General features: G+C 74.2%; 13 protein-coding genes and 1 riboswitch. Of the genes, 6 read left to right on the plus strand and 7 right to left on the minus strand.

Annotated elements, in window-relative coordinates; all coding sequences use genetic code 11:
* Positions 1-100: 100 nt before the first annotated feature.
* The gene (locus DDQ41_RS21175; protein WP_109295888.1) at positions 101-619 is read left to right on the plus strand and encodes a DoxX family protein; all 519 of its coding nucleotides are present in this window, start codon (positions 101-103) and stop codon (positions 617-619) included.
* Positions 620-775: 156 nt separating this feature from the next.
* Here DDQ41_RS21175 and DDQ41_RS21185 read toward each other — a convergent pair whose 3' ends face one another.
* Positions 776-2,101: a PspC domain-containing protein gene (locus DDQ41_RS21185; protein WP_109295890.1), complete on the minus strand. Its 1,326-nt coding sequence runs from the start codon at positions 2,099-2,101 to the stop codon at positions 776-778.
* A 384-nt stretch (positions 2,102-2,485) separates the two neighbouring features.
* Here DDQ41_RS21185 and DDQ41_RS21190 point away from each other — a divergent pair, with 384 nt between their 5' ends.
* Together DDQ41_RS21190 and DDQ41_RS21195 are read left to right on the plus strand one after the other, a co-directional pair.
* Positions 2,486-3,760 carry an ATP-binding protein gene (locus tag DDQ41_RS21190; RefSeq protein ID WP_109297857.1) on the plus strand — a complete coding sequence of 425 codons (1,275 nt, stop codon included), beginning with the start codon at positions 2,486-2,488 and terminating at the stop codon, positions 3,758-3,760.
* Positions 3,757-4,452, plus strand: coding sequence for a LuxR C-terminal-related transcriptional regulator (locus DDQ41_RS21195; protein WP_109295891.1), 696 nt, complete (start codon positions 3,757-3,759; stop codon positions 4,450-4,452). The genes DDQ41_RS21190 and DDQ41_RS21195 overlap by 4 nt, the downstream gene beginning before the upstream one ends.
* Before the next feature lie 356 nt (positions 4,453-4,808).
* On the opposite strand, the gene DDQ41_RS21200 is transcribed toward DDQ41_RS21195, so the two are convergent.
* Positions 4,809-5,870, minus strand: coding sequence for a C40 family peptidase (locus DDQ41_RS21200; protein WP_109297858.1), 1,062 nt, complete (start codon positions 5,868-5,870; stop codon positions 4,809-4,811).
* Positions 5,871-6,122: 252 nt separating this feature from the next.
* Here DDQ41_RS21200 and DDQ41_RS21205 point away from each other — a divergent pair, with 252 nt between their 5' ends.
* Complete coding sequence (locus tag DDQ41_RS21205; RefSeq protein WP_109295892.1) at positions 6,123-6,476, plus strand: hypothetical protein; 354 nt, start codon at positions 6,123-6,125, stop codon at positions 6,474-6,476.
* 494 nt (positions 6,477-6,970) lie between these two features.
* Here DDQ41_RS21205 and DDQ41_RS21210 read toward each other — a convergent pair whose 3' ends face one another.
* Complete coding sequence (locus tag DDQ41_RS21210) at positions 6,971-8,236, minus strand: C40 family peptidase (protein WP_174720305.1); 1,266 nt, start codon at positions 8,234-8,236, stop codon at positions 6,971-6,973.
* Positions 8,235-8,403: riboswitch (cyclic di-AMP (ydaO/yuaA leader) on the minus strand. Its footprint overlaps the gene before it by 2 nt.
* Positions 8,404-8,613: 210 nt before the next feature.
* Here DDQ41_RS21210 and pcrA point away from each other — a divergent pair.
* Positions 8,614-11,085, plus strand: coding sequence for a DNA helicase PcrA (gene pcrA / locus DDQ41_RS21215; protein ID WP_109295894.1), 2,472 nt, complete (start codon positions 8,614-8,616; stop codon positions 11,083-11,085).
* 243 nt (positions 11,086-11,328) lie between these two features.
* On the opposite strand, the gene DDQ41_RS21220 is transcribed toward pcrA, so the two are convergent.
* Together DDQ41_RS21220 and DDQ41_RS21225 are read right to left on the minus strand one after the other, a co-directional pair.
* Positions 11,329-13,071, minus strand: coding sequence for a M23 family metallopeptidase (locus tag DDQ41_RS21220; protein WP_109295895.1), 1,743 nt, complete (start codon positions 13,069-13,071; stop codon positions 11,329-11,331).
* Between the two features lie 208 nt (positions 13,072-13,279).
* Entirely contained in the window at positions 13,280-14,155 is an 876-nt protein-coding gene (locus DDQ41_RS21225) for an esterase/lipase family protein (RefSeq protein WP_109295896.1), read from the minus strand.
* Positions 14,156-14,565: 410 nt separating this feature from the next.
* Here DDQ41_RS21225 and DDQ41_RS21230 point away from each other — a divergent pair, with 410 nt between their 5' ends.
* Entirely contained in the window at positions 14,566-14,973 is a 408-nt protein-coding gene (locus DDQ41_RS21230; RefSeq protein ID WP_109295897.1) for a cobalamin B12-binding domain-containing protein, read from the plus strand.
* A 364-nt stretch (positions 14,974-15,337) separates the two neighbouring features.
* On the opposite strand, the gene DDQ41_RS21235 is transcribed toward DDQ41_RS21230, so the two are convergent.
* Together DDQ41_RS21235 and DDQ41_RS21240 are read right to left on the minus strand one after the other, a co-directional pair.
* The gene (locus DDQ41_RS21235; RefSeq protein ID WP_109295898.1) at positions 15,338-16,945 is read right to left on the minus strand and encodes a DUF5691 domain-containing protein; all 1,608 of its coding nucleotides are present in this window, start codon (positions 16,943-16,945) and stop codon (positions 15,338-15,340) included.
* Between the two features lie 116 nt (positions 16,946-17,061).
* A complete protein-coding gene (locus DDQ41_RS21240; RefSeq protein ID WP_109295899.1) occupies positions 17,062-18,456 on the minus strand; it encodes an SWIM zinc finger family protein in 1,395 nt (464 codons plus the stop codon).
* Positions 18,457-18,490 lie beyond the last annotated feature (34 nt).

Here is an 18,490-nt window from a genome sequence, read left to right on the forward strand (position 1 = left end):
GTACGGCAGACCGGGCTGAGCCGTACGGCCGTCGCCCCCGTATTCGCGGAGACGGGACGTGGGGACAATCGTCCCAGCCGGGTGAGACACGGAGGCGACGATGACGCATGTGGACCGGACGACGGCGACCTACGCGTCCGACGACGTGAGCACCGACCGGAGGGAGCGCACGGCGCAGTACGCGCTTCTGCCGCTGCGGCTGTTCCTCGGAGTGACCTTCGTCTACGCGGGGCTGGACAAGCTCTTCGACAGCGCGTTCCTCTCGGCGACCGGGACCGGCTCGATCGGCGAGCTGATGAGTAGTGTGCGGAACACCTCCGCCGTCCCCGCACTCGTGGACATGGCCCTGAAGAGCCCCGAGGGCTTCGGCTATGCGATGGCCTTCGGCGAACTGGCCGTCGGCCTGGGTACCCTGCTGGGCCTGCTCGCCCGGCCGGCCGCCCTCGGCGGCGCGCTGATCTCGCTGAGCCTGTGGCTGACCGTCAGCTGGCAGACCGAGCCGTACTACTACGGAAACGACCTGGCCTACCTGATCGCCTGGCTGCCGCTGGTGCTCGCCGGGGCCTCCGTGTTCTCGCTGGACGCGGCCGTCGCGGAACGGCGCCGACGCAGCCGGTAGTGGACGGCGGTGGCGACCGCGGCCAGGGCCAGACCGCCGGACATCACCGGCAGGGCGGTGAACCACGGAATCCGCCAGGCCCCGGCGGCGCCCCCCAGATAGGCGGCCGCGGTCCCCAGGGCCGCGGCGCCCGCTATCAGCCTGCCGGGACGGAACTCATGGCGCAGCACGGGTGACCTCCACCTCTCCGAGCGCGACCGCCAGATCGAGGTCGAGCGTACCCGCGGGCCCCGCGCCGGGTGGCGGAGCGAGCGTACGTGTGCGGCTGCCGTCCGGGGCGACGTCCACCTCGTCCACCGGATCCCCCGGCAGCCGGACGTCACCGATCCCCGCGTGCGCCCGGATCCGCACCACGGCGTCACCGGGCAGCACCACCCGCAGCCGGCCCGCCCCGACCTCCGCCGCGGTGCTCACCGTGCGTTGCGGCGGCACGGCCACCCGGCTCAGGTCGAGCGTGGCCATGCCCGAGCCCAGCTCGTACCGCGGGGCGACGGCGGCGGCCGTCGCGGGCCGCCACTCCGCCCGTACCCACCGCGTGTCGATCTCCTCGGGCAGCAGCGAGGCGCCCACCAGCAGCCCGGCCGTGACCAGGGACAGCAGGATCGTGCCGAAGCCGATCCGGCCGAGGAGACTGCCCGTCGCCAGGCCGAGCCCGAACACGGCCAGCGCGCAGGCCAGCCCGATCTGCAGGCTGGTGCCGAGCGGCTGCGACTCCCAGGACAGCCCGGTGCCGAGTCCGCCCGCGAGCAGAGCCAGCAGGAAGACGATCCCGGCGATCCCGGCGATCCCGGTGACGCCGTGGGGGCCGTGGGGGCCGTGGGCCCGGGGCGCCGCGGTTGCGGCCCGCCGGTCGCGGGGGAGCGGCGCGGCGCCCGCTGACGCGTCCGGCGGGCCCCACAGATAGCCGGTCGCCACCGGCCCGGTGGTGCCGTCCTTGACGATGGGATCGCGCCACCAGGAGGGGCTGTCGGGAGTGGGGGGCGCCTTGGCTTCCGGCGGGGCCTCCGCCACGGTGTGCGCGCTCGCCCCGTCCGGCGTCCCGCCCTCCGGGGCGGCCGCGGTACGCCGCCGCGACCACACGGCGGCGCCCGCGACGGCGAGCGACAGCAGCGCGGAGAACGCCAGCGTCCCGTCGTTGCCCAGCATCGAGAGGAACAGCCCGCAGCCGAGCAGCGCCAGCAGCACGGCCACCAGGGCTGCCCCGTCGACCCGGCCGGACAGGGCGCGCCGTGCCTCGTTCTCCTCCTCGCCCTCCAGCGGGATCAGCAGCCAGGCGAAGCCGTAGAAGATCAGGCCGATGCCGCCGGTCGCCGACAGCACTCCCACGGCGATACGGAAGATCACCGGGTCCACTTCGCAGTACCGGCCGAGCCCGCCGCAGACGCCGCCGGCGACCTTGTGCCGCGCGGTCCGGCGCAGCAGCGCGGGCGGCGGCCGGTGCTCCGGCGGCGGCGCGGTCGGCGGGGCGGTCGGCTGAGTCATGCCTCCATGGTGACGGGCCGCCGCCGCGTGCGGCAGCGGTCCCGACCCTGGCCCGTCCCTGATATCGCACCCCGGTATCGCCCACCGGTACTGCCCACCGGTGGGGCCCGCCGGTGGGGCCCGTCCCACCGCGACGCGGCGCCGTGCGCCCGAGGCCGGTGGCGGTGGTGGTGGCGGTGGCCGAGGCCGGTGGCGGTGGCGTGCGCCCGAGACCGGTGGCGGTGGTGGTGGCGGTGGCCGAGGCCGGTGGCGGTGGCGTGCGCGCGAGGCCGGTGGCGGTGGCCGTGGAGGGGGCTGCGGAGTCCTACGGCACCTGGGAGTCAGGGTCTCTCTCAGGGACGGCCCTGATGACCCCGCGGACGGGCCCGTGTGACCATCGGGGGCATGCCCGTCGCCGCCGCCCGCCCGCCCGAGGCCGAAGAGCCCCCCGTCCGCAGGCTGTACCGCAGCGCGGAGGGCCGGTGGCTGGGCGGTGTGGCGCGCGGCCTCGCGGGGCATCTGGGCCTGCCGGTGACCTGGGTCCGGCTCGTCTTCCTCGGGCTCTTCATGGCGGACGGCCTCGGCACGCTGCTTTACGCGGTGTTCTGGATCGCCGTGCCGCTCGGTGTCGGGGGCAGGTCGGCCGAGCCCAGACCGGTCTTCGAGACCGCCCCGGACGGCAGACGGCGGCTGCGCAAACCCGACAGGGGGCAGCTCTTCGCGCTCGTCGCCCTGCTGGTCGGCGCCGTCGTGTTCGTCGCCAACACCGACCTCGGCGGCCCCGCGAACCGCTATGTCTGGCCGGTGCTGCTGACCGGCGCCGGTGTCGTGCTGGTGTGGCGGCAGGCGGACAACGCCCGTCGGGCGCGGTGGACCGGCGACGGCAGGCGCCGCAGGCTGCTGCCGCTCGCGCGCGGACTGGCGGGGGTCGCGCTCGTCGGCACGGGACTCACGGTCTTCGTGGTGGTCCGGGGCTCCGCGGCGCAGCTCGGCAATGTCCTTACCGCCGCCCTGGCCGTTATCGTCGGCGTCGCCCTGCTGGCCGGCCCGTGGCTGGTGCGGATGACCCAGGACCTCTCCGAGGAGCGCCTGATGCGGATTCGTGCCCAGGAGCGCGCCGAGGTCGCCGCCCATGTCCACGACTCCGTACTGCACACCCTCACCCTGATCCAGCGGAACGCGGACGACGCGGGCGAGGTGCGCCGGCTCGCCCGTGCCCAGGAGCGCGAGCTGCGCAACTGGCTGTACCGGCCGGAGGGCACCGGCAAGGACGAGGCGGAGGAGCCCGCCACGTTTGCGGACGCGGTGAAGCGGGCCGCCGCGGAGGTCGAGGACAAGCACGGTGTCCCGCTGGAGGTGGTGGTCGTGGGGGACTGCCCGCTCGACGAGCGGCTCACGGCCCAGTTGCAGGCCGCGCGCGAAGCGATGGTCAACGCCGCGAAGTACGGTGGCCGGGGAGGCGCCGTGCAGGTCTACGCGGAGGTCGAGGTCCGTACGGTGTTCGTCTCGGTGCGCGACCGGGGTCCGGGGTTCGACCCCGGCGCGGTACCGGAGGACCGCATGGGCGTACGAGAATCGATCGTCGGCCGTATGCAGCGCAACGGGGGGACGGCGCGGCTGCGGTCCGTGCCCGGCGGGGGCACCGAAGTGGAGCTGGAGATGGAGAGGGCGGACGGATGACCGAGCAGACCGACGCAACCGGCGGCACGGAGCGCCGGGTGAGGGTCGTCCTCGTCGACGACCACCGGATGTTCCGTGCGGGGGTGCAGGCCGAGATCGGGAGGACCGAGGAGACGGGCGTGGAGGTCGTCGGCGAGGCCGCCGACGTCGACCAGGCCGTCGCCGTGATCACGGCGACCCGGCCCGAGGTGGTGCTCCTCGACGTGCATCTGCCCGGTGGCGGGGGAGTGGAGGTGCTGCGCCGGTGCGCCGGGCTGGTGGTGGCCCCCGAGCACCCGGTCCGCTTCCTGGCGCTGTCCGTGTCGGACGCCGCCGAGGACGTCATCGGGGTGATCCGCGGCGGAGCCCGCGGCTATGTGACGAAGACGATCACCGGTGCCGATCTGGTCGACTCGGTCTTCCGGGTCCAGGAGGGGGACGCGGTGTTCTCGCCGCGGCTGGCGGGGTTCGTCCTGGACGCCTTCGCCTCCACGGACGCTCCCCCCGTGGACGAGGACCTCGACCGGCTCACCCAGCGGGAGCGCGAGGTGTTGCGGCTGATCGCCCGCGGATACGCGTACAAGGAGATCGCCAAGCAGCTCTTCATCTCGGTGAAGACGGTGGAGTCGCATGTGTCGGCGGTGCTGAGGAAGCTTCAGCTGTCGAACCGTCACGAGCTGACGCGCTGGGCGACGGCACGCCGGCTGGTCTGAGCCCGGCTGCCGGGCGGCCCGGCGGCCGGCCTCTCGGTCCGCTTGCCCGGCCGTGACGGCCGGACCCTTGGCGACCAGGGTCGTGACGGCCGGACCTGTGGCGCCCCGGGTCGCCCCCGCGAACGGCATCCGGACCGTGGCCGGCGAACTCAGCGGGTGCACCAGGGTTCCGCTTGCCCGGGTCGTGACGGCCGGACTGGGCGACCCGGGTCGTGACGGCCGGACCCTGGGCGACCCGGGTCGCCCCCGCGAACGGCATCCGGACCGTGGCCGGCGAACTCAGCGGGTGCACCAGGGTCCCGCTTGCCCGGGTCGTGACGGCCGGACTGGGCGACCCGGGTCGTGACGGCCGGACCCTAGGCGACCCGGGCCGCCCCCGCGAACGGCATCTGGTCGATGGGCGCGATCCGCACGGGCGCTCCCGGGCGAGGTGCGTGGATCATCCGGCCCCCGCCGATGTAGAGCCCGACGTGCGAGACCCCGGAGTAGAAGAAGACCAGGTCTCCCGGCGCGAGCCGTGACCTGGGCACCCGCTGTCCCGCGTTGATCTGGGTGTACGTGGTGCGGGGCAGCGTGACCCCGGCGGAGCGCCAGGCGGCCTGGGTCAGCCCCGAGCAGTCGAAGGCGGCCGGCCCGGTGGCGCCCCAGACGTAGGGTTTGCCGAGCGCTCCGTAGGCGTAGGCGACCGCCTGCGCGGCCCGGGGGTTGGGCGCGGGGGCGGCGGGCGCGCGGCGGACGGCGTCGCGGTGCGCGCGGTCCGCGGGGGCGTCGTCCCGGCCGGAATAGGCGGCGCGCTCCTCGGCGCTCAGCCGTGTCAGCATGGCCTCGGCGGCGGCGAGCTTCTCCCGTACCGCCGCGCGGTGCCTTTCCGCTCGTGCCCGCTGCCTCTCCAACTCGGCCAGCCGTCGGCCGGCTTCGGCCCGCACCTGCTCGAGTTCCCTCATCTGCCGGCGCACCGCCGCCACGGCCGAGGCCTGGCGGTCCCCGACCCACTCGGTCAGTTCGGCGCCGGCGAGGTAGCGGGAGGGGTCGGAGTCGAGTACGAGCCGGAGGGCGGGGTCGAGGCCGCCCGCCCGGTACTGCGCGGTCGCGAAGGAACCCAGCGCGTTGCGGGAGGTGTTCAGGCGCTCGGTGCGCCGGGCGGCCTCGTCGCGGAGTTCCCCGGCCTCCCTGCGCGCCCTCTCGGCCCTCTCCCTCGCCCCGTTGTACTTCTCCGTCGCCGCCTCCGCCTCCCGGTGGAGGCGGTCGGCCCCGGCCCGTACGTCGTCCGGTGCGGGTGCGGGTGCGGGTGCGGGGGCGGCGTGCCCGGGGCCCTCGAAGGCGGTGGCGGTGGCCGCGCCGGCGAGTGCGAGGGTGGCGGAGAAGCGTGCGGCGGTGCCGGGAAGCGTGCGCTGCCTGGGCTTGCGGTGCGCTGCCACGAGGGCCAGTCCTTCCGTCGGGGCCCGCCGGTGCGGCCACCGGTGGCGGACCGTGCAGGGGGAGCGGTCCACCACCGGCTCTTCCGGCGGGGGCGGCCGGGAGCAGCCGCCCGGACACGGACGGCGGTGGAACCGGCCACCTGGGGGAGGACGCTAAGCCTTCGGGTTGCGACAAAGGGGTGTTATGACCGGAATTGGCCGTAGAAGGACCGCCGCGGATCGCCTGGGACCGTACGGCTAGGCTCCGGTGCCATGGACGTACTCATCAATGTCTTTGTCGCCCTTCACATCATCGGAATCGCCGCGCTGCTCGGCGGCTTCCTCACGCAGATGAAGGCGATGGGGGAGGGCACGGCGCGCTTCACCCCGGGGATGCTGCACGGCGCGCTCACCATGCTGGTGACGGGCGTGGCACTGGTGGGACTGAACCAGGCGGACGGCCAGCCCGTGAACAACCTCAAGGTCGGTGTCAAGCTGGCCGTGCTCGTGGTGGTCCTGGCACTGGTCTACGTCAAGCGGGACGAGGAAGCCGTGGACAAGCGGGCGTTCGGGGCGGTCGGCACTCTGACCTTGGTGAACATCCTGATCGCGACGCTCTGGACATGATTGACCCCCGCACCGGGTGCGGGAGCCCGGTGTACGTGACCGCGTGAGGGGCTCCCGCGTACGCGCGGGGATCCCTACCCGTACGCCTGCTCCGGGTCCTCGTCGATCGGGGCTCCCGCGTACGCGCGGGGATCCCCACATAGCCCGAGTTGGGGCGCAACCGGCACTCGGGGCTCCCGCGTACGCGCGGGATCCCGGGGCGCGGGGATCCCGGGGTGTGCTCAGTCACGGCGGTGCGGGGATGCCCTGGGCATGGCCGCACTCGCCGAGCACGGCGCACCCCGCACCCGCCGAGCACGGCGCACCCCGGGCCCGCCGAGCACGGCGCACCCCGGGCCCGCGTGCCGCTCCCCCACGGGTCCGGGATTCGCCGGAGCGCACGGACCCGAGCGGCCCCGGAGCCTCGTTCCGGAGAGGGACCCGGGCCCTTCCCCGGCTGCACCGCAGGACCGCCGCCCCCGCACGTACCGGTCCTGCGGCCGGACGCGGCGGCGCTACGCGGGGCGGACGCTGCCGTGGACCGGCATGTAGTAGATCGACTCCGCGCGGACGTTCGCGCCCGGCTCGGGGGCGTGGATCATCATGCCGTCGCCCGCGTAGATCCCGACATGGCTGATGTCGTCGTAGAAGAAGACCAGGTCACCGGGGAGCAGATCGGCCGTGGCCACTCGCTGCCCGGCCCCCATCTGGTCCCAGGTGGTGCGGGGCAGATCGACGCCCGCCGCGCGCCAGGCCGCCTGGGTGAGCCCCGAGGAGTCGTACGAACTCGGGCCGGTCGCGCCCCGGACGTACGGCTTGCCTATCTGGGCGTGCGCGAAGGACAGCACCTTCTCGGCCTTGGCCGCGTATGTGCCGCCGGCCGTCGCGGAACCGCCCTCCCTGCCCGTCGCAGTGCCCGTGCCCGTCGCGGTGCCCGTGCCCGTGCCGCCGTCCGTCCCTTCCCATGCCTGCCGCTCGCGCTCCTGGAACCGCCACTCGACCTCGGCCACCGTGCCGGCCGAGGCTTCGGCCTCCGCCCTGGCCTCCGCCTTCCGGCGGGCCTGCTGCTCCTTCGCGCGCTCGACTTCGGCGAGCCGCGTCCGGTCATCGGCGGTCAGCCGCGACAGCAGCTCCCTCGCCCCCGCGAGCTTCTGCTGGGCGGCCTGCTTCCTGGCGCGCAGCGGCTCCTGCGAGTCCGTGAGCGGCTCCAGGTTCCCGGCGGCCTGCCGGGCCTGCCCGGGTCGCTCGGCCTGCTCGGCCTGCCCGGGTCGCTCGGCCTGTTCGGCGGCCTCGGCCGACCGGGTCCGGTGCTCGGTGACGGCGCCGTGCTGCTGCCCGGCCGGCAGGTCCACCGGCTGCGCCTGGTCGGTGTGGACCCGCGGGTCTTCGGCGAGCAGCAGCGCGGTGGCCGGGGCGACGGCGCCCGTGCGGTCCGGGGTCGCGGCCTGGACGCCCAGGGCGCGCCGGGACTCGCCGAACGCCTCCGTGCGCGCGGCGGTTTCGTCGAGGGAACGGTCCACCGTGCGGCGCTGCTGCCCGGTGGCCTCCTTCGCCCTGCCGTGCTCCTTCGCCCTGCCGAACTCCTGGTTCGGCGAACCCGCCTGCCGGTAGAGGTCGTCGACCTTCTTCTGGACCTCCTCGACGGTGGGCTTCGTGCCGGCTGTCGCGTTCTGGGCCGAGAGGAGCGAGACTCCCGCTATGGCGGCCGTCGTGAACCCGACGGCGGGTGTGCTGGTACGTGTGCGGCTGCGCGGCTTGCGGTGCGACGCCAAGGCCGGCATCTCCTTCCGTGGAACGCCTACCGGGTTAGCTGTCGGGTTCGGACGGAACGGAAGGCTGCCCTACGGGCCGGGTGAAGGCCGGCCCGATTCACCCCGGTTGTGCTTGATGAGTGGGTCCCCGGTTCCGAACTCCTTTGCAAGAGCAACGGATTCGGCGCGGCTGCCCGGCTGGCGTGGTTCGCCGAAGGGGGTACGGGCCGCCTGGGCGAGCACGCTAGCCAAAGTGTGGTGCTGCTGTGAAGGAGGGTGTTCGATATGCCCGATACATTTCCGTTACCTTGGCGCTGCGTGTCCGTGTCATGACCAGAGGTGTCCGGTACTGATTCCCCGGAAGGCGGCGGCGGACCGTCAGTGGGGCCGCCTAGACTCGGAGAGCGATGAGCAGCCTCTTTGACGACAGTTTCCTGGCGGACCTCCGGCGGACCCCGGTCCCGGAGGAGCCCCCGCCGCCGGAGGACCACGAGCACCTTCCGGCGGAGGAGGTCCCGCACGACCTCTTCGAGGGCGGGTTCGACGAGCCCGGACCCGGTGACGCCTTCTACCGGGACGGCGCCCCGCGCCCGGTCATCGACCCGGCCGCCCTGCTGAGCGGGCTGAACGAGCAGCAGCGTGCCGCCGTCGTCCACACCGGCTCCCCGCTGCTCATCGTCGCCGGTGCCGGCTCCGGCAAGACCCGGGTGCTGACCCACCGGATCGCCCATCTGCTGGCGACCCGCGAGGTGCACCCCGGCCAGATACTGGCGATCACCTTCACCAACAAGGCCGCGGGCGAGATGAAGGAGCGCGTCGAGCAGCTCGTCGGCCCGCGCGCCCGCGCCATGTGGGTCTCCACCTTCCACAGCGCCTGCGTCCGCATACTGCGCAGGGAGAGCAAGAAGCTCGGCTTCACCTCGTCCTTCTCGATCTACGACGCCGCCGACTCCAAGCGGTTGATGGCACTGGTCTGCCGCGATCTGGACCTCGATCCGAAGCGCTACCCGCCGAAGGCGTTCAGCGCCAAGATCTCGAACCTGAAGAACGAGCTGGTCGACGAGGAGGCCTTCGCCGCCGAGGCCGGGGGTGCCGGCCGGTCCGACGGCTCCGGGGGAGGCTTCGAGCAGACGCTGGCCGAGGCGTACCGGATGTACCAGGCCCGGCTGCGCGAGGCCAACGCGCTGGACTTCGACGACATCATCATGACCACGGTCCATCTGCTGCAGGCGTTCCCGGAGGTCGCCGAGCACTACCGGCGCCGGTTCCGCCACGTCCTGGTCGACGAGTACCAGGACACCAACCACGCCCAGTACACCCTCGTGCGCGAGCTGGTCGGCACGGGGTACGACGACCTCGGCCCCGCCGAGCTGTGCGTGGTGGGCGACGCCGACCAGTCGATCTACGCCTTCCGCGGTGCCACCATCCGCAACATCCTCCAGTTCGAGGAGGACTACCCGGACGCGACCACGATCCTGCTCGAGCAGAACTACCGCTCGTCCCAGACGATCCTCTCCGCGGCCAACGCGGTGATCGAGCGCAACGAGAGCCGCCGTCCCAAGAACCTGTGGACGAACGCGGGCGCGGGCGCGCGGATCACCGGCTACGTCGCGGACACCGAGCACGACGAGGCCCAGTTCGTCGCCGACGAGATCGACCGGCTGGCGGACGCCGGCGAGGCCAGGGCCGGCGAAGTGGCGGTCTTCTACCGGACCAACGCGCAGTCCCGTGTCTTCGAGGAGATCTTCATCCGCGTCGGCCTGCCCTACAAGGTCGTCGGCGGTGTGCGCTTCTACGAGCGCAAGGAGGTCCGGGACGTCCTGGCGTACCTGAGGGTCCTCGCCAACCCCGAGGACAACGTGCCGCTGCGGCGCATCCTGAACGTACCGAAGCGCGGCATCGGCGAGCGCGCCGAGGCGATGATCGACGCCCTCGCGCTGCGGGAGCGGATCACCTTCCCGCAGGCGCTGCGCCGAGTCGACGAGGCGTACGGCATGGCCGCCCGCTCCGCCAACGCCGTGAAGCGCTTCAACACGCTCATGGAGGAGCTGCGCACCGTCGTCGACTCGGGCGCCGGTCCCGCGGTGGTGCTGGAAGCCGTGCTGGAGCGGACCGGCTATCTCGCCGAACTCCAGGCGTCCACCGACCCCCAGGACGAGACCCGTATCGAGAACCTCCAGGAACTCGCGGCGGTGGCCCTGGAGTTCGAGCAGGAGCGCGGCGCCGAGGAGGGGTCGGGCACCCTCGCGGAGTTCCTGGAGCAGGTCGCGCTCGTCGCCGACTCCGACCAGATCCCCGACGACGAGGAGGGCGGCGGCGTCATCACGCTGATGACGCTGCACACCGCGAAGGGCCTGGAGTTCCCCGTCGTGTTCCTCACCGGCATGGAGGACGGCGTCTTCCCGCACATGCGGGCGCTCGGCCAGACCAAGGAACTGGAGGAGGAGCGCCGGCTGGCGTACGTGGGGATCACCCGTGCCCGGGAGCGCCTCTATCTGACGCGTTCCTCGATGCGCAGCGCCTGGGGCCAGCCCGCCTACAACCCGCCCTCGCGCTTCCTGGAGGAGATCCCCGACGCCCACCTGGAGTGGAAGCGGACGGGCCGGACGGCGGCGCCCGCCGGGCCGGCGCCCGGCGTCGTCTCGGCACTGTCGTCGTCCCGGTCCCGCTCCGGCCCGTCCGGCTTCGCGACCCGGCGGACGACGGACAAGCCGGTGATCGCCCTGGCCGTCGGGGACCGGGTCACCCACGACCAGTTCGGGCTGGGCACCGTGATGGCGGTGACGGGTTCGGGTGGCGACGCCCAGGCGACGATCGACTTCGGCGACGCCAAGCCGAAGCGGCTGCTGCTGCGGTACGCGCCGGTGGAGAAGCTCTGACGAGCCGGGAGGCCGCGCGCCCGGGGCCGTTCCGCGGGGAACTTCCGCGGGGCCCGGGCCGGTGCCGGTACGCCCTCCGGGTGAGCGGGCACGAGTAGGGCGGGCCGGCGCGAGTGGGACGCGTGCGTCGGGCGTGCCGGCGCGAGTAGGGCGGGCGTGCGTCGGGCATGGGCGGACGCGCGTCGGGCATGGACGGGCCGGGGCGGGCCGGCTGGGAGCCGGACCGCGCCGCTGCCGGGGGGATCAGGCGGGGCTCAGGCCGTGGCTGCGCAGCCACGCGAGCGGGTCGATCGCCGACCCGCCGCCGGGCCGCACCTCGAAGTGGAGATGCGGGCCGGTGGAGTTGCCCGAGTTGCCGGAGTACGCGATCACGTCACCGGCCTTGACCTGGCCGGAGCGGATCTTGGTGCTGCTCAGATGGCAGTACCAGGTCTCCGTGCCGTCGGCGGCGGTGACGATGGCCATGTTGCCGTAGGCGCTGTTCCACTGCGTCCGCACGGTGCCGTCGGTCGCGGCCATCACCGGCGTACCGTACGAGACCGGGAAGTCGATCCCGGTGTGCATGGACATCCAGTTGACCCCGGCCTGACCGTAGTAGGCGCTGAGGCCGCGCTGGGCGACGGGGAGGGCGAACTTCGGCCGCAGTTTCTCGCGGAGGACGGCCTCCTCCTCGCGCTTCTTGCGCTCCGCCTCCTGACGCGCCTTGAGGTCGATGCGCTCCTGGGTCCGGCTCGCGCGGTCACCGAAGTCGCGGGCGTCGGCGCTGAGCGCGGCGAGCTGGGTGTCGAGCGCGTTGTTGGCGACGACGGGCTTCACGGCCGGCTTGTCGGCGGCCGTGACCGCGGACTTGCCGTCCTGCGGCTGGTCGCCGTCGGTGAGCCCGCCGACCGAGGCGGCCGCCACACCGGCGACCCCCATCACGCAGACGGACGGTACGGCGACGGTGAGCAGTGCCGAACGCTTGGCGGGGGTGCGGCGGCGGCCGCGGGCGCCGCCCGCCCTGCGCACGGGGCGGGCCGGGTCGGCGGAGGCGAGGGTGACGGCCGGTGCCGTGACGGTGGCGGCGGCGGCGATCAGCTCGGCCTCGTGGTCATGACCGGAGGGCACGTCCTCGCCGTACGCGTCCGCCGCCGACCGCTGCGGCTCGTACTCGGCGTACTCCGCGTGCTCTTCGGTGGTCCCGGTCCCGCCGACGGCTCCGGTCTCGGTCCAGGTCGCTGTCTCGGTCTCGGTCCAGGTCGTGGTCTCCGCGACGGCCCCGGTCTCGGTCCAGGTCGCGGTCTCGCCGCCGAGGCCGGCTTCGGTCTCCCAGCCGTTCCCGGTGCCGTTCCCGGTGCCGGGCCGCGTCGCCTGCGGTGCGCCGAACTCGGTGGCGGGAGAGAACTGTTCGGGGATGAACGCCGAGGCTTGATCGTGCGGATCCCCGTGCACCGCGTACCCGGAGTGCTCGGGTTCCGGCGTCTGCCCGGCGTGGTCGCCGTACGGGGGGTGGACGGCGGTGGTGTCGGCTCCCGCGGAGTTCCACGCGGTGGCGTCGTAGGCACCGGTCTCGTACGACGTCGCCGCGGCGTGGCCGGTCGCCGTCCAGTGGCCGCCCGTGTCGTAAGGCTGCGACTGCGGCTGCAACTCGAACTGCTCGGCCGTGAACTGCCCCGCCTCGTTCCAGGCGTTGGCGTCCCACTGGCCGGTCGCGTCGTACTGGCCGTTGGCCTCGTGGTGGCCGGCTGCGTCGTAGTGGCCGGAGGCGTCGTACTGCGCGGTGCCGAAATGCGTTGCGTCGTACTGCTGCCCGTACGCATGCTGGGGGTTGCCGTAGTCGTCGTAGCCCGTCGGGGGGCCGGCCGGCCACTGCTCCGTGCCGTACAGCCCGCCGTGGGCGAGGTGAGCGTCCTCGGGACCGCCGGGCAGGGCGCCGAAGAGAGGGTCGGTGCCGAAGCCGCCGGTGGCGTACGCGTCGTACCCGGCGTGGGGGTGCTGGTCGTTCACCAACTTCTCTCTCGCCTCGACAGCAGGACCAGATCCGGGGTCACCCTGCGCGGGTTCGCCCGAGGCAACGCAGTGGCGCGACTGTACCCGGCGGTTTGCGACGCCGACAATCTTCGGCAGGTTTTGTGAGAGCGGGAAACGGGCATTCGGCGGTGTTTCGGCGGACTGTAGGCCGAGCTTTGGCCTTACGTTCGACTGTTGTTCGACTTCATGCCGCCGGAACGGCACCGGCCGGCGGGATCTCCGCGCCGGAGATGTCGAGAGCCTCGCGGATGCCCGCCGCGACCGCCGGGTGGACCGGGAGCGCCAGATGCCCGATCCCGCTCACGCGGACGTTCCGCACCGTCAGATCGGGATGCGCCAGCCGGGCGGTCTCCAGGGGCACCATGATCTGGTCCAGATCGCTCCAGAAGCTGACGAACCTGGTGCGGCAGCCCGGGGCGGGCAGTGCCAGCTCTTCGATCACGGCGGACCCCGGGCGCATCTGGCGCACGATGGGGTGCGCGCTGGCGAGCGGGGCGACGCTGGTGCCCGTGTGGGGTGTGCCGAGCGTGACCAGCGTCCGCACACGCCGGTCACCGCCGAGCCGCTGGACGTAGTACCGCGCGATCAGTCCGCCGAGGCTGTGGCCGACGACGTCGACGCGCCGCCGGCCGGTGCGGGCGCATATCTCCTCGACATGACGGCCCAGCAGCTCCGCGGCTGCCCGGATGTCGCAGGTCAGCGGCGAGTAGTTGAGCGACTCCACATGGCGGCCGTCCTGGCGGACCAGGGACCGGCGCAACAGGACGAAGACGGACCGGTTGTCCGCGAAGCCGTGGAGCAGGACGGCCGGCGGGCGCGACGGCGACGGCGCCGGGAGGGCCGACGGCGCCGCCGGGGTGCTGTGCCCGGCCGTGAGGCCGTGGGCTGCGGAGGAGTCCTGGGGCGGCGGACCGGTGGGGGCGGGCCCGGAGGCCCGGCGCTCCGGGATCAGGCCCGACGGGTACACGACCATGTGCGCGGCCAGGACGGCCAGCTCCAGGGCGGTGGCACGCAGCAGGGCGACCGGCATCCCCGTCCGCAGCGGCGGCAGGAAACCCATGGCCGACCTCCCGACCGGCGCACGGGGGGCGGCTCCGTCCCCCGTGCGCCCTCATGGGGCTGCCCACGGTCGGGACCGCAGGGCCGCGCGGCGGGCGGCACGGTGATCACGGCGACCGAACAGCGGCTCCCTCGCGCGGTCCCGACCGCTGCCCGGGGCACTTCGGCGGGTACGGCGCGTAGCGAATATGTCCCACATGTGATTTCCCCCTCGCTCTCCACCGCGAAACCGCGGCTTGCGGGATGCTGTAGATCTGTGGATAACGTTCGTTCACCTCCCGGGCGCGTGTCGGCCCGGGGCGCGGCACGGGATCCGTGCCACGGCGGCGCACCGCGCGCGTCGGTCGGCGCGCCTGGGCGCCAATGAGGGCACAGTGCCAATGGCGGCACCGTCGGTATGTGGAGGCAGTGATGGGTGTGACCGGTCCGATCCGCGTGGTGGTGGCCAAGCCGGGTCTCGACGGCCACGATCGCGGCGCGAAGGTGATCGCACGGGCCCTGCGGGACGCCGGTATGGAGGTCGTCTACACCGGGCTGCACCAGACCCCCGAGCAGATCGTGGACACCGCGATCCAGGAGGACGCCGACGCGATCGGCCTCTCCATCCTCTCCGGCGCGCACAACACCCTCTTCGCGAAGGTGATCGAGCTGCTGAAGGAGCGCGACGCGGAGGACATCAAGGTCTTCGGCGGGGGCATCATCCCCGAGGCGGACATCCCGCCGCTGAAGGAGAAGGGCGTCGCGGAGATCTTCACCCCGGGTGCGACGACGGCGTCGATCGTCGACTGGGTCAACGCGAACGTCCGCCAGCCGGCGTAGGGCCGGAGGCCGCGTCCGCGTTCACCGTCGCCCCTTCCGCCGGGCGGCGCCTCAGGCATCGTGCCGCGGGAGGCCGCACGCCTGGTGCCCGGTGCTCGTACGCGGCCTGGTGCCTGGTGCCTGGTGCTTGCGTGGCACTCGGGCGCGCGGTGCTCGGGCGCGCGGTGCTCGCGTGGCGCTTCGGCGCGGGCGGCTTCGGCGGTGCGGCGGAAGCGCCCGGTCCGGGAGTGCGGCGCCGGTCGTTGCGCACGGAGTGCCCGAACGTCCCGGCACGGGAGCGCGAGCCCTCTGGTACGGGGCTCGCACACCCTGGGCCGGGAGCCCGAGCGTCCTGGTGGGCGCGGGGTGCGCCGGCGAGCCGCGGCTACGCCGACAGCTCGGCCTGCATCGCCGCACGCAGCCGGAGCGTCGAGACCAGTCGGCGGAAGGCCTCGGACCAGTAGCCGCCCGCTCCCGGTGACGCACCCTCGGGCTCGTCGGGGGTGGCGGTGAGGAGTTCGAGCCGGCTCGCCTCACCGGGATCGAGGCAGCGCTCCGCCAGCCCCATGACTCCGCTGAAGCTCCACGGATGGCTTCCCGCGTCCCGGGCGATGTCGAGCGCGTCGACCACCGCACGGCCGAGCGGCTCCGCCCAGGGCACGGGGCAGACGCCCAGCAGCTGGAACGCCTCGGAGAGGCCGTGCGCGGAGACGAACCCGGCCACCCATTCGGCCCGTTCCCCCGCCGGGAGCGTCCCGAGCAGACTCGCCCGCTCGGCGAGCGAGGACGCGCCCGGGCCCCTCGCGGTCGGCTGGGAGGACACCCCCAGCAGCGCACGGGCCCAGTGCGGGTCGCGCTGCCGCACCGCCGCACGGCACCAGGCGGCGTGCAGCTCGTCGCCCCAGCCGTCGGCGGCAGGCAGGGCGACGATCTCCTCCGGCGTCCGGCCGCCCAACCGCTCCGGCCAGACGGCGAGCGGGGCCGCCTCCACCAGCCGGCCGAGCCACCAGGAACGTTCGCCACGCCCTGAGGGGGGCGCCGGGGCGACTCCGTCACGCTCCATTCCGGCGTCGCACGCGTACGGCGCCTCGACGGCGATCGCCGCGACCTTCGCCATGCGGTCCAGGCCGACGCACTCTGCCGCGCGGGCCGCCATCCGCCCGGCGAGCGCGGAACCCGGAAGCGCGGACAGCAGTTCGGCCGCTGTCGCCCGGACGTTGCGGCTGCGGTCGGACAGGGCCTGCTCCAGGAACGGCTCGTCCGCGTCGGAGAGCCCCGTGCGCAGGGAGTCCAGGAACATCAACCGGTCCTCGGCCCGTTCGGTCCGCCATGTCTCCGACAGCAGCGCCACCGCCGCACCCGGGTCGTGCGCGCGTACCGATCCCAGCAGGGCGACCCGCTCCGCGAACAGGCCCTCCTCCCACAGCCGGCGGACGGCGGGCCCGTCCCCGGGCGCCGGCAGAGCCGTGCCCGCCGCGGTGCCGCGGAGGGCGAACCTCCACTCGGCGTTGTGACCGGCCAGCCAGATCCCGCGCGGTCCGGCGAAGCGCAGCGCCAGGGGCCGCAGATCGGTGCGGGCGCGGGCGGCGTCCAGCAGCGCGGGCAGTGCCGAGGCCGGTGCGCGGTAGCCGTGCGCCTCGGCGGCGGCGAGCCACTGCGGCAGCAGTTCGGTCAGGTCCGGCGCGGCTCCCCGCCGCCCGGCGGAGCCCGCGGGCGCGACCCGGTCGGCGAGCAGTGCGGCCAGCCGCCGCCGAGCGGGCCCGGGCAGCTCCCGCCGGTCGTCCCGCGGCGCGGGATCCGGCCGGGGCCGCGCCGTCGACGGCCGCAGCCCGGCTCGACGCCGCACCGTGTGGACCGCTGCGGCGTCGAGCAGCGCCAGGGGCGCCTGGCTGCCCGGTGCCGGCGCACCGTCCGGCGGGGTGCGCCGGTCGGTGCCGAGCATCGCCGAGGTGACGAGGTCGTCCCAGGTCGTCGTAGGAGTGGTGCGGGACATCGGGCCCTCCGGGTGCGTTCGGCGTGATCCTTCGGGGAACCTCCGGGCCTTCGGGCCCGGGAGCGTCCCGGTCCGAGCCGGCCGGTGCGGAGCGCCGCCGCATCGCCCGGTGCCGTTCAGGACAGCGCGGTCGAGGTGAGGGCGACCGTCTCGGGGCTGTCCCCGGACCAGGCCGCCAATGGAGCGAAGCCCCGGTGGCCGCATTCGCCGAAGACCGTGACCGGGCCGCCGCCGGAGACGGCGAGGAGTCTCCACAGCCCGGACCGGAACCCTGCGGCGGGCGCGACCGGCAGCGCCGACGGCCCTCGGGCGTCGGCCAGTTGCCAGCCGTCGTCGGAGGGCACCGGCACCACGTCCTCCAGCGTGACCGGCCACGCGTCCAGCCAGGGATCGTCGCGCAGCGCCCTCCCGTACGCCGCGAGCGCCTCCTCCGTGGAACCGCCCGGCGGCGGCGCCTTGACGGGCACCGGGGTGCCGAACCGCTCGCGCAGTTCGGCCCGCAGCCGCCCCGCGCCCCCGTAGGGCACGATCTCGGCGTCGATCACCAGCCCGGGGGGCAGCGCGAGCCCTGGCGCGCGGCCGGCCGCGCCGTAGGAGAGCAGCAGCGCCGTACGGCCCGTCTCCCGGCCGCGCAACCAGATCCGGCGGGTGGTCAGCTTGGCGTCCGCCGAGTCGTACTGCGCCAGGACCAGCCAGTCGTCGCGGACCGCCGGGCCCCCTGCCGTGGCCGTCAGGCCCACTCTGGTGCGCACGACGGCGGCGAGTGGTTCCGGAAGCCGGTCGATCTCCAGCCAGGCGCGGTCAAGCAGGTGCACCAGCGCGGACTCCTCCAGCAGCCGGGCCGGCCAGCCCTGGCCGGAGCCGGCCAGGGCACCCAACTCCCGGACGCGTGCGGCAAGTCCGGGGGCCTGTGCGTCCACCATACGCGCGGCCGTCTCCTCCCACGGCCCGTACCCGGACTGCGCGGCGGAAGCCAGTCCGCCGCGGAGCAGATCCGCGAGCCGCTGCTCGAGCTCCCGCGCTCCGGCGGTGATCCGGGCGGCCCGGCGCTCCGCCCGCCGCCGGGCCGCCCCCGCGTCACCCGCCGTCGTGTCACCCGCCGTCGTGTCCGCCGCCGTCGTGTCCGCCGCACTCGTGGACGGCCCGCCGTGAGCCGCCCGCTCCTCCCGTCGCCGGGCGGGACTGCTCCGCCCGGCCAGCCACTCCTCGGCCCAGCCGGGCGCCTCGGCGTCCGGCACCGCCCCCGCGCCGCCGGCCCAGAGCAGCAGCAGCCCGAGCGCGTGCTTGCACGGGGCCCGCCGGCTCGGGCAACTGCACCGGTAGGCCGGACCGGTTGAGTCGACGACCGTCCGGTACGGCCTGCCGTCGCTGCCCCTGCACAGGCCCCAGACTGCCCCGGTGCCGCTGCCGCCCGTCTCCGACCACGGGCCGGGCAGGCCCAGTCCGCTTCCCGCTCTGCGCGACGCCGCGTCAGGAGCCAGGGCAAGCACCTGTTCAGCCGTCCAGCGCACCCCCTGCTGATTCATGGCGACGACGCTACGGGCA

This window comes from Streptomyces spongiicola, from assembly GCF_003122365.1.
Lineage (GTDB): Bacteria > Actinomycetota > Actinomycetes > Streptomycetales > Streptomycetaceae > Streptomyces > Streptomyces spongiicola.

Excerpts from the sequence above, each read along its gene's own strand:
- DDQ41_RS21175 (WP_109295888.1), top strand. The coding sequence starts at position 101 with ATGACGCATGTGGACCGGACGACGGCGACCTACGCGTCCGACGACGTG.
- pcrA (WP_109295894.1), top strand. The coding sequence starts at position 8,614 with ATGAGCAGCCTCTTTGACGACAGTTTCCTGGCGGACCTCCGGCGGACC.
- DDQ41_RS21230 (WP_109295897.1), top strand. The coding sequence starts at position 14,566 with ATGGGTGTGACCGGTCCGATCCGCGTGGTGGTGGCCAAGCCGGGTCTC.
- DDQ41_RS21195 (WP_109295891.1), top strand. The coding sequence starts at position 3,757 with ATGACCGAGCAGACCGACGCAACCGGCGGCACGGAGCGCCGGGTGAGG.
- DDQ41_RS21185 (WP_109295890.1), bottom strand. The coding sequence starts at position 2,101 with ATGACTCAGCCGACCGCCCCGCCGACCGCGCCGCCGCCGGAGCACCGG.
- DDQ41_RS21235 (WP_109295898.1), bottom strand. The coding sequence starts at position 16,945 with ATGTCCCGCACCACTCCTACGACGACCTGGGACGACCTCGTCACCTCG.
- DDQ41_RS21190 (WP_109297857.1), top strand. The coding sequence starts at position 2,486 with ATGCCCGTCGCCGCCGCCCGCCCGCCCGAGGCCGAAGAGCCCCCCGTC.
- DDQ41_RS21225 (WP_109295896.1), bottom strand. The coding sequence starts at position 14,155 with ATGGGTTTCCTGCCGCCGCTGCGGACGGGGATGCCGGTCGCCCTGCTG.
- DDQ41_RS21205 (WP_109295892.1), top strand. The coding sequence starts at position 6,123 with ATGGACGTACTCATCAATGTCTTTGTCGCCCTTCACATCATCGGAATC.
- DDQ41_RS21210 (WP_174720305.1), bottom strand. The coding sequence starts at position 8,236 with ATGCCGGCCTTGGCGTCGCACCGCAAGCCGCGCAGCCGCACACGTACC.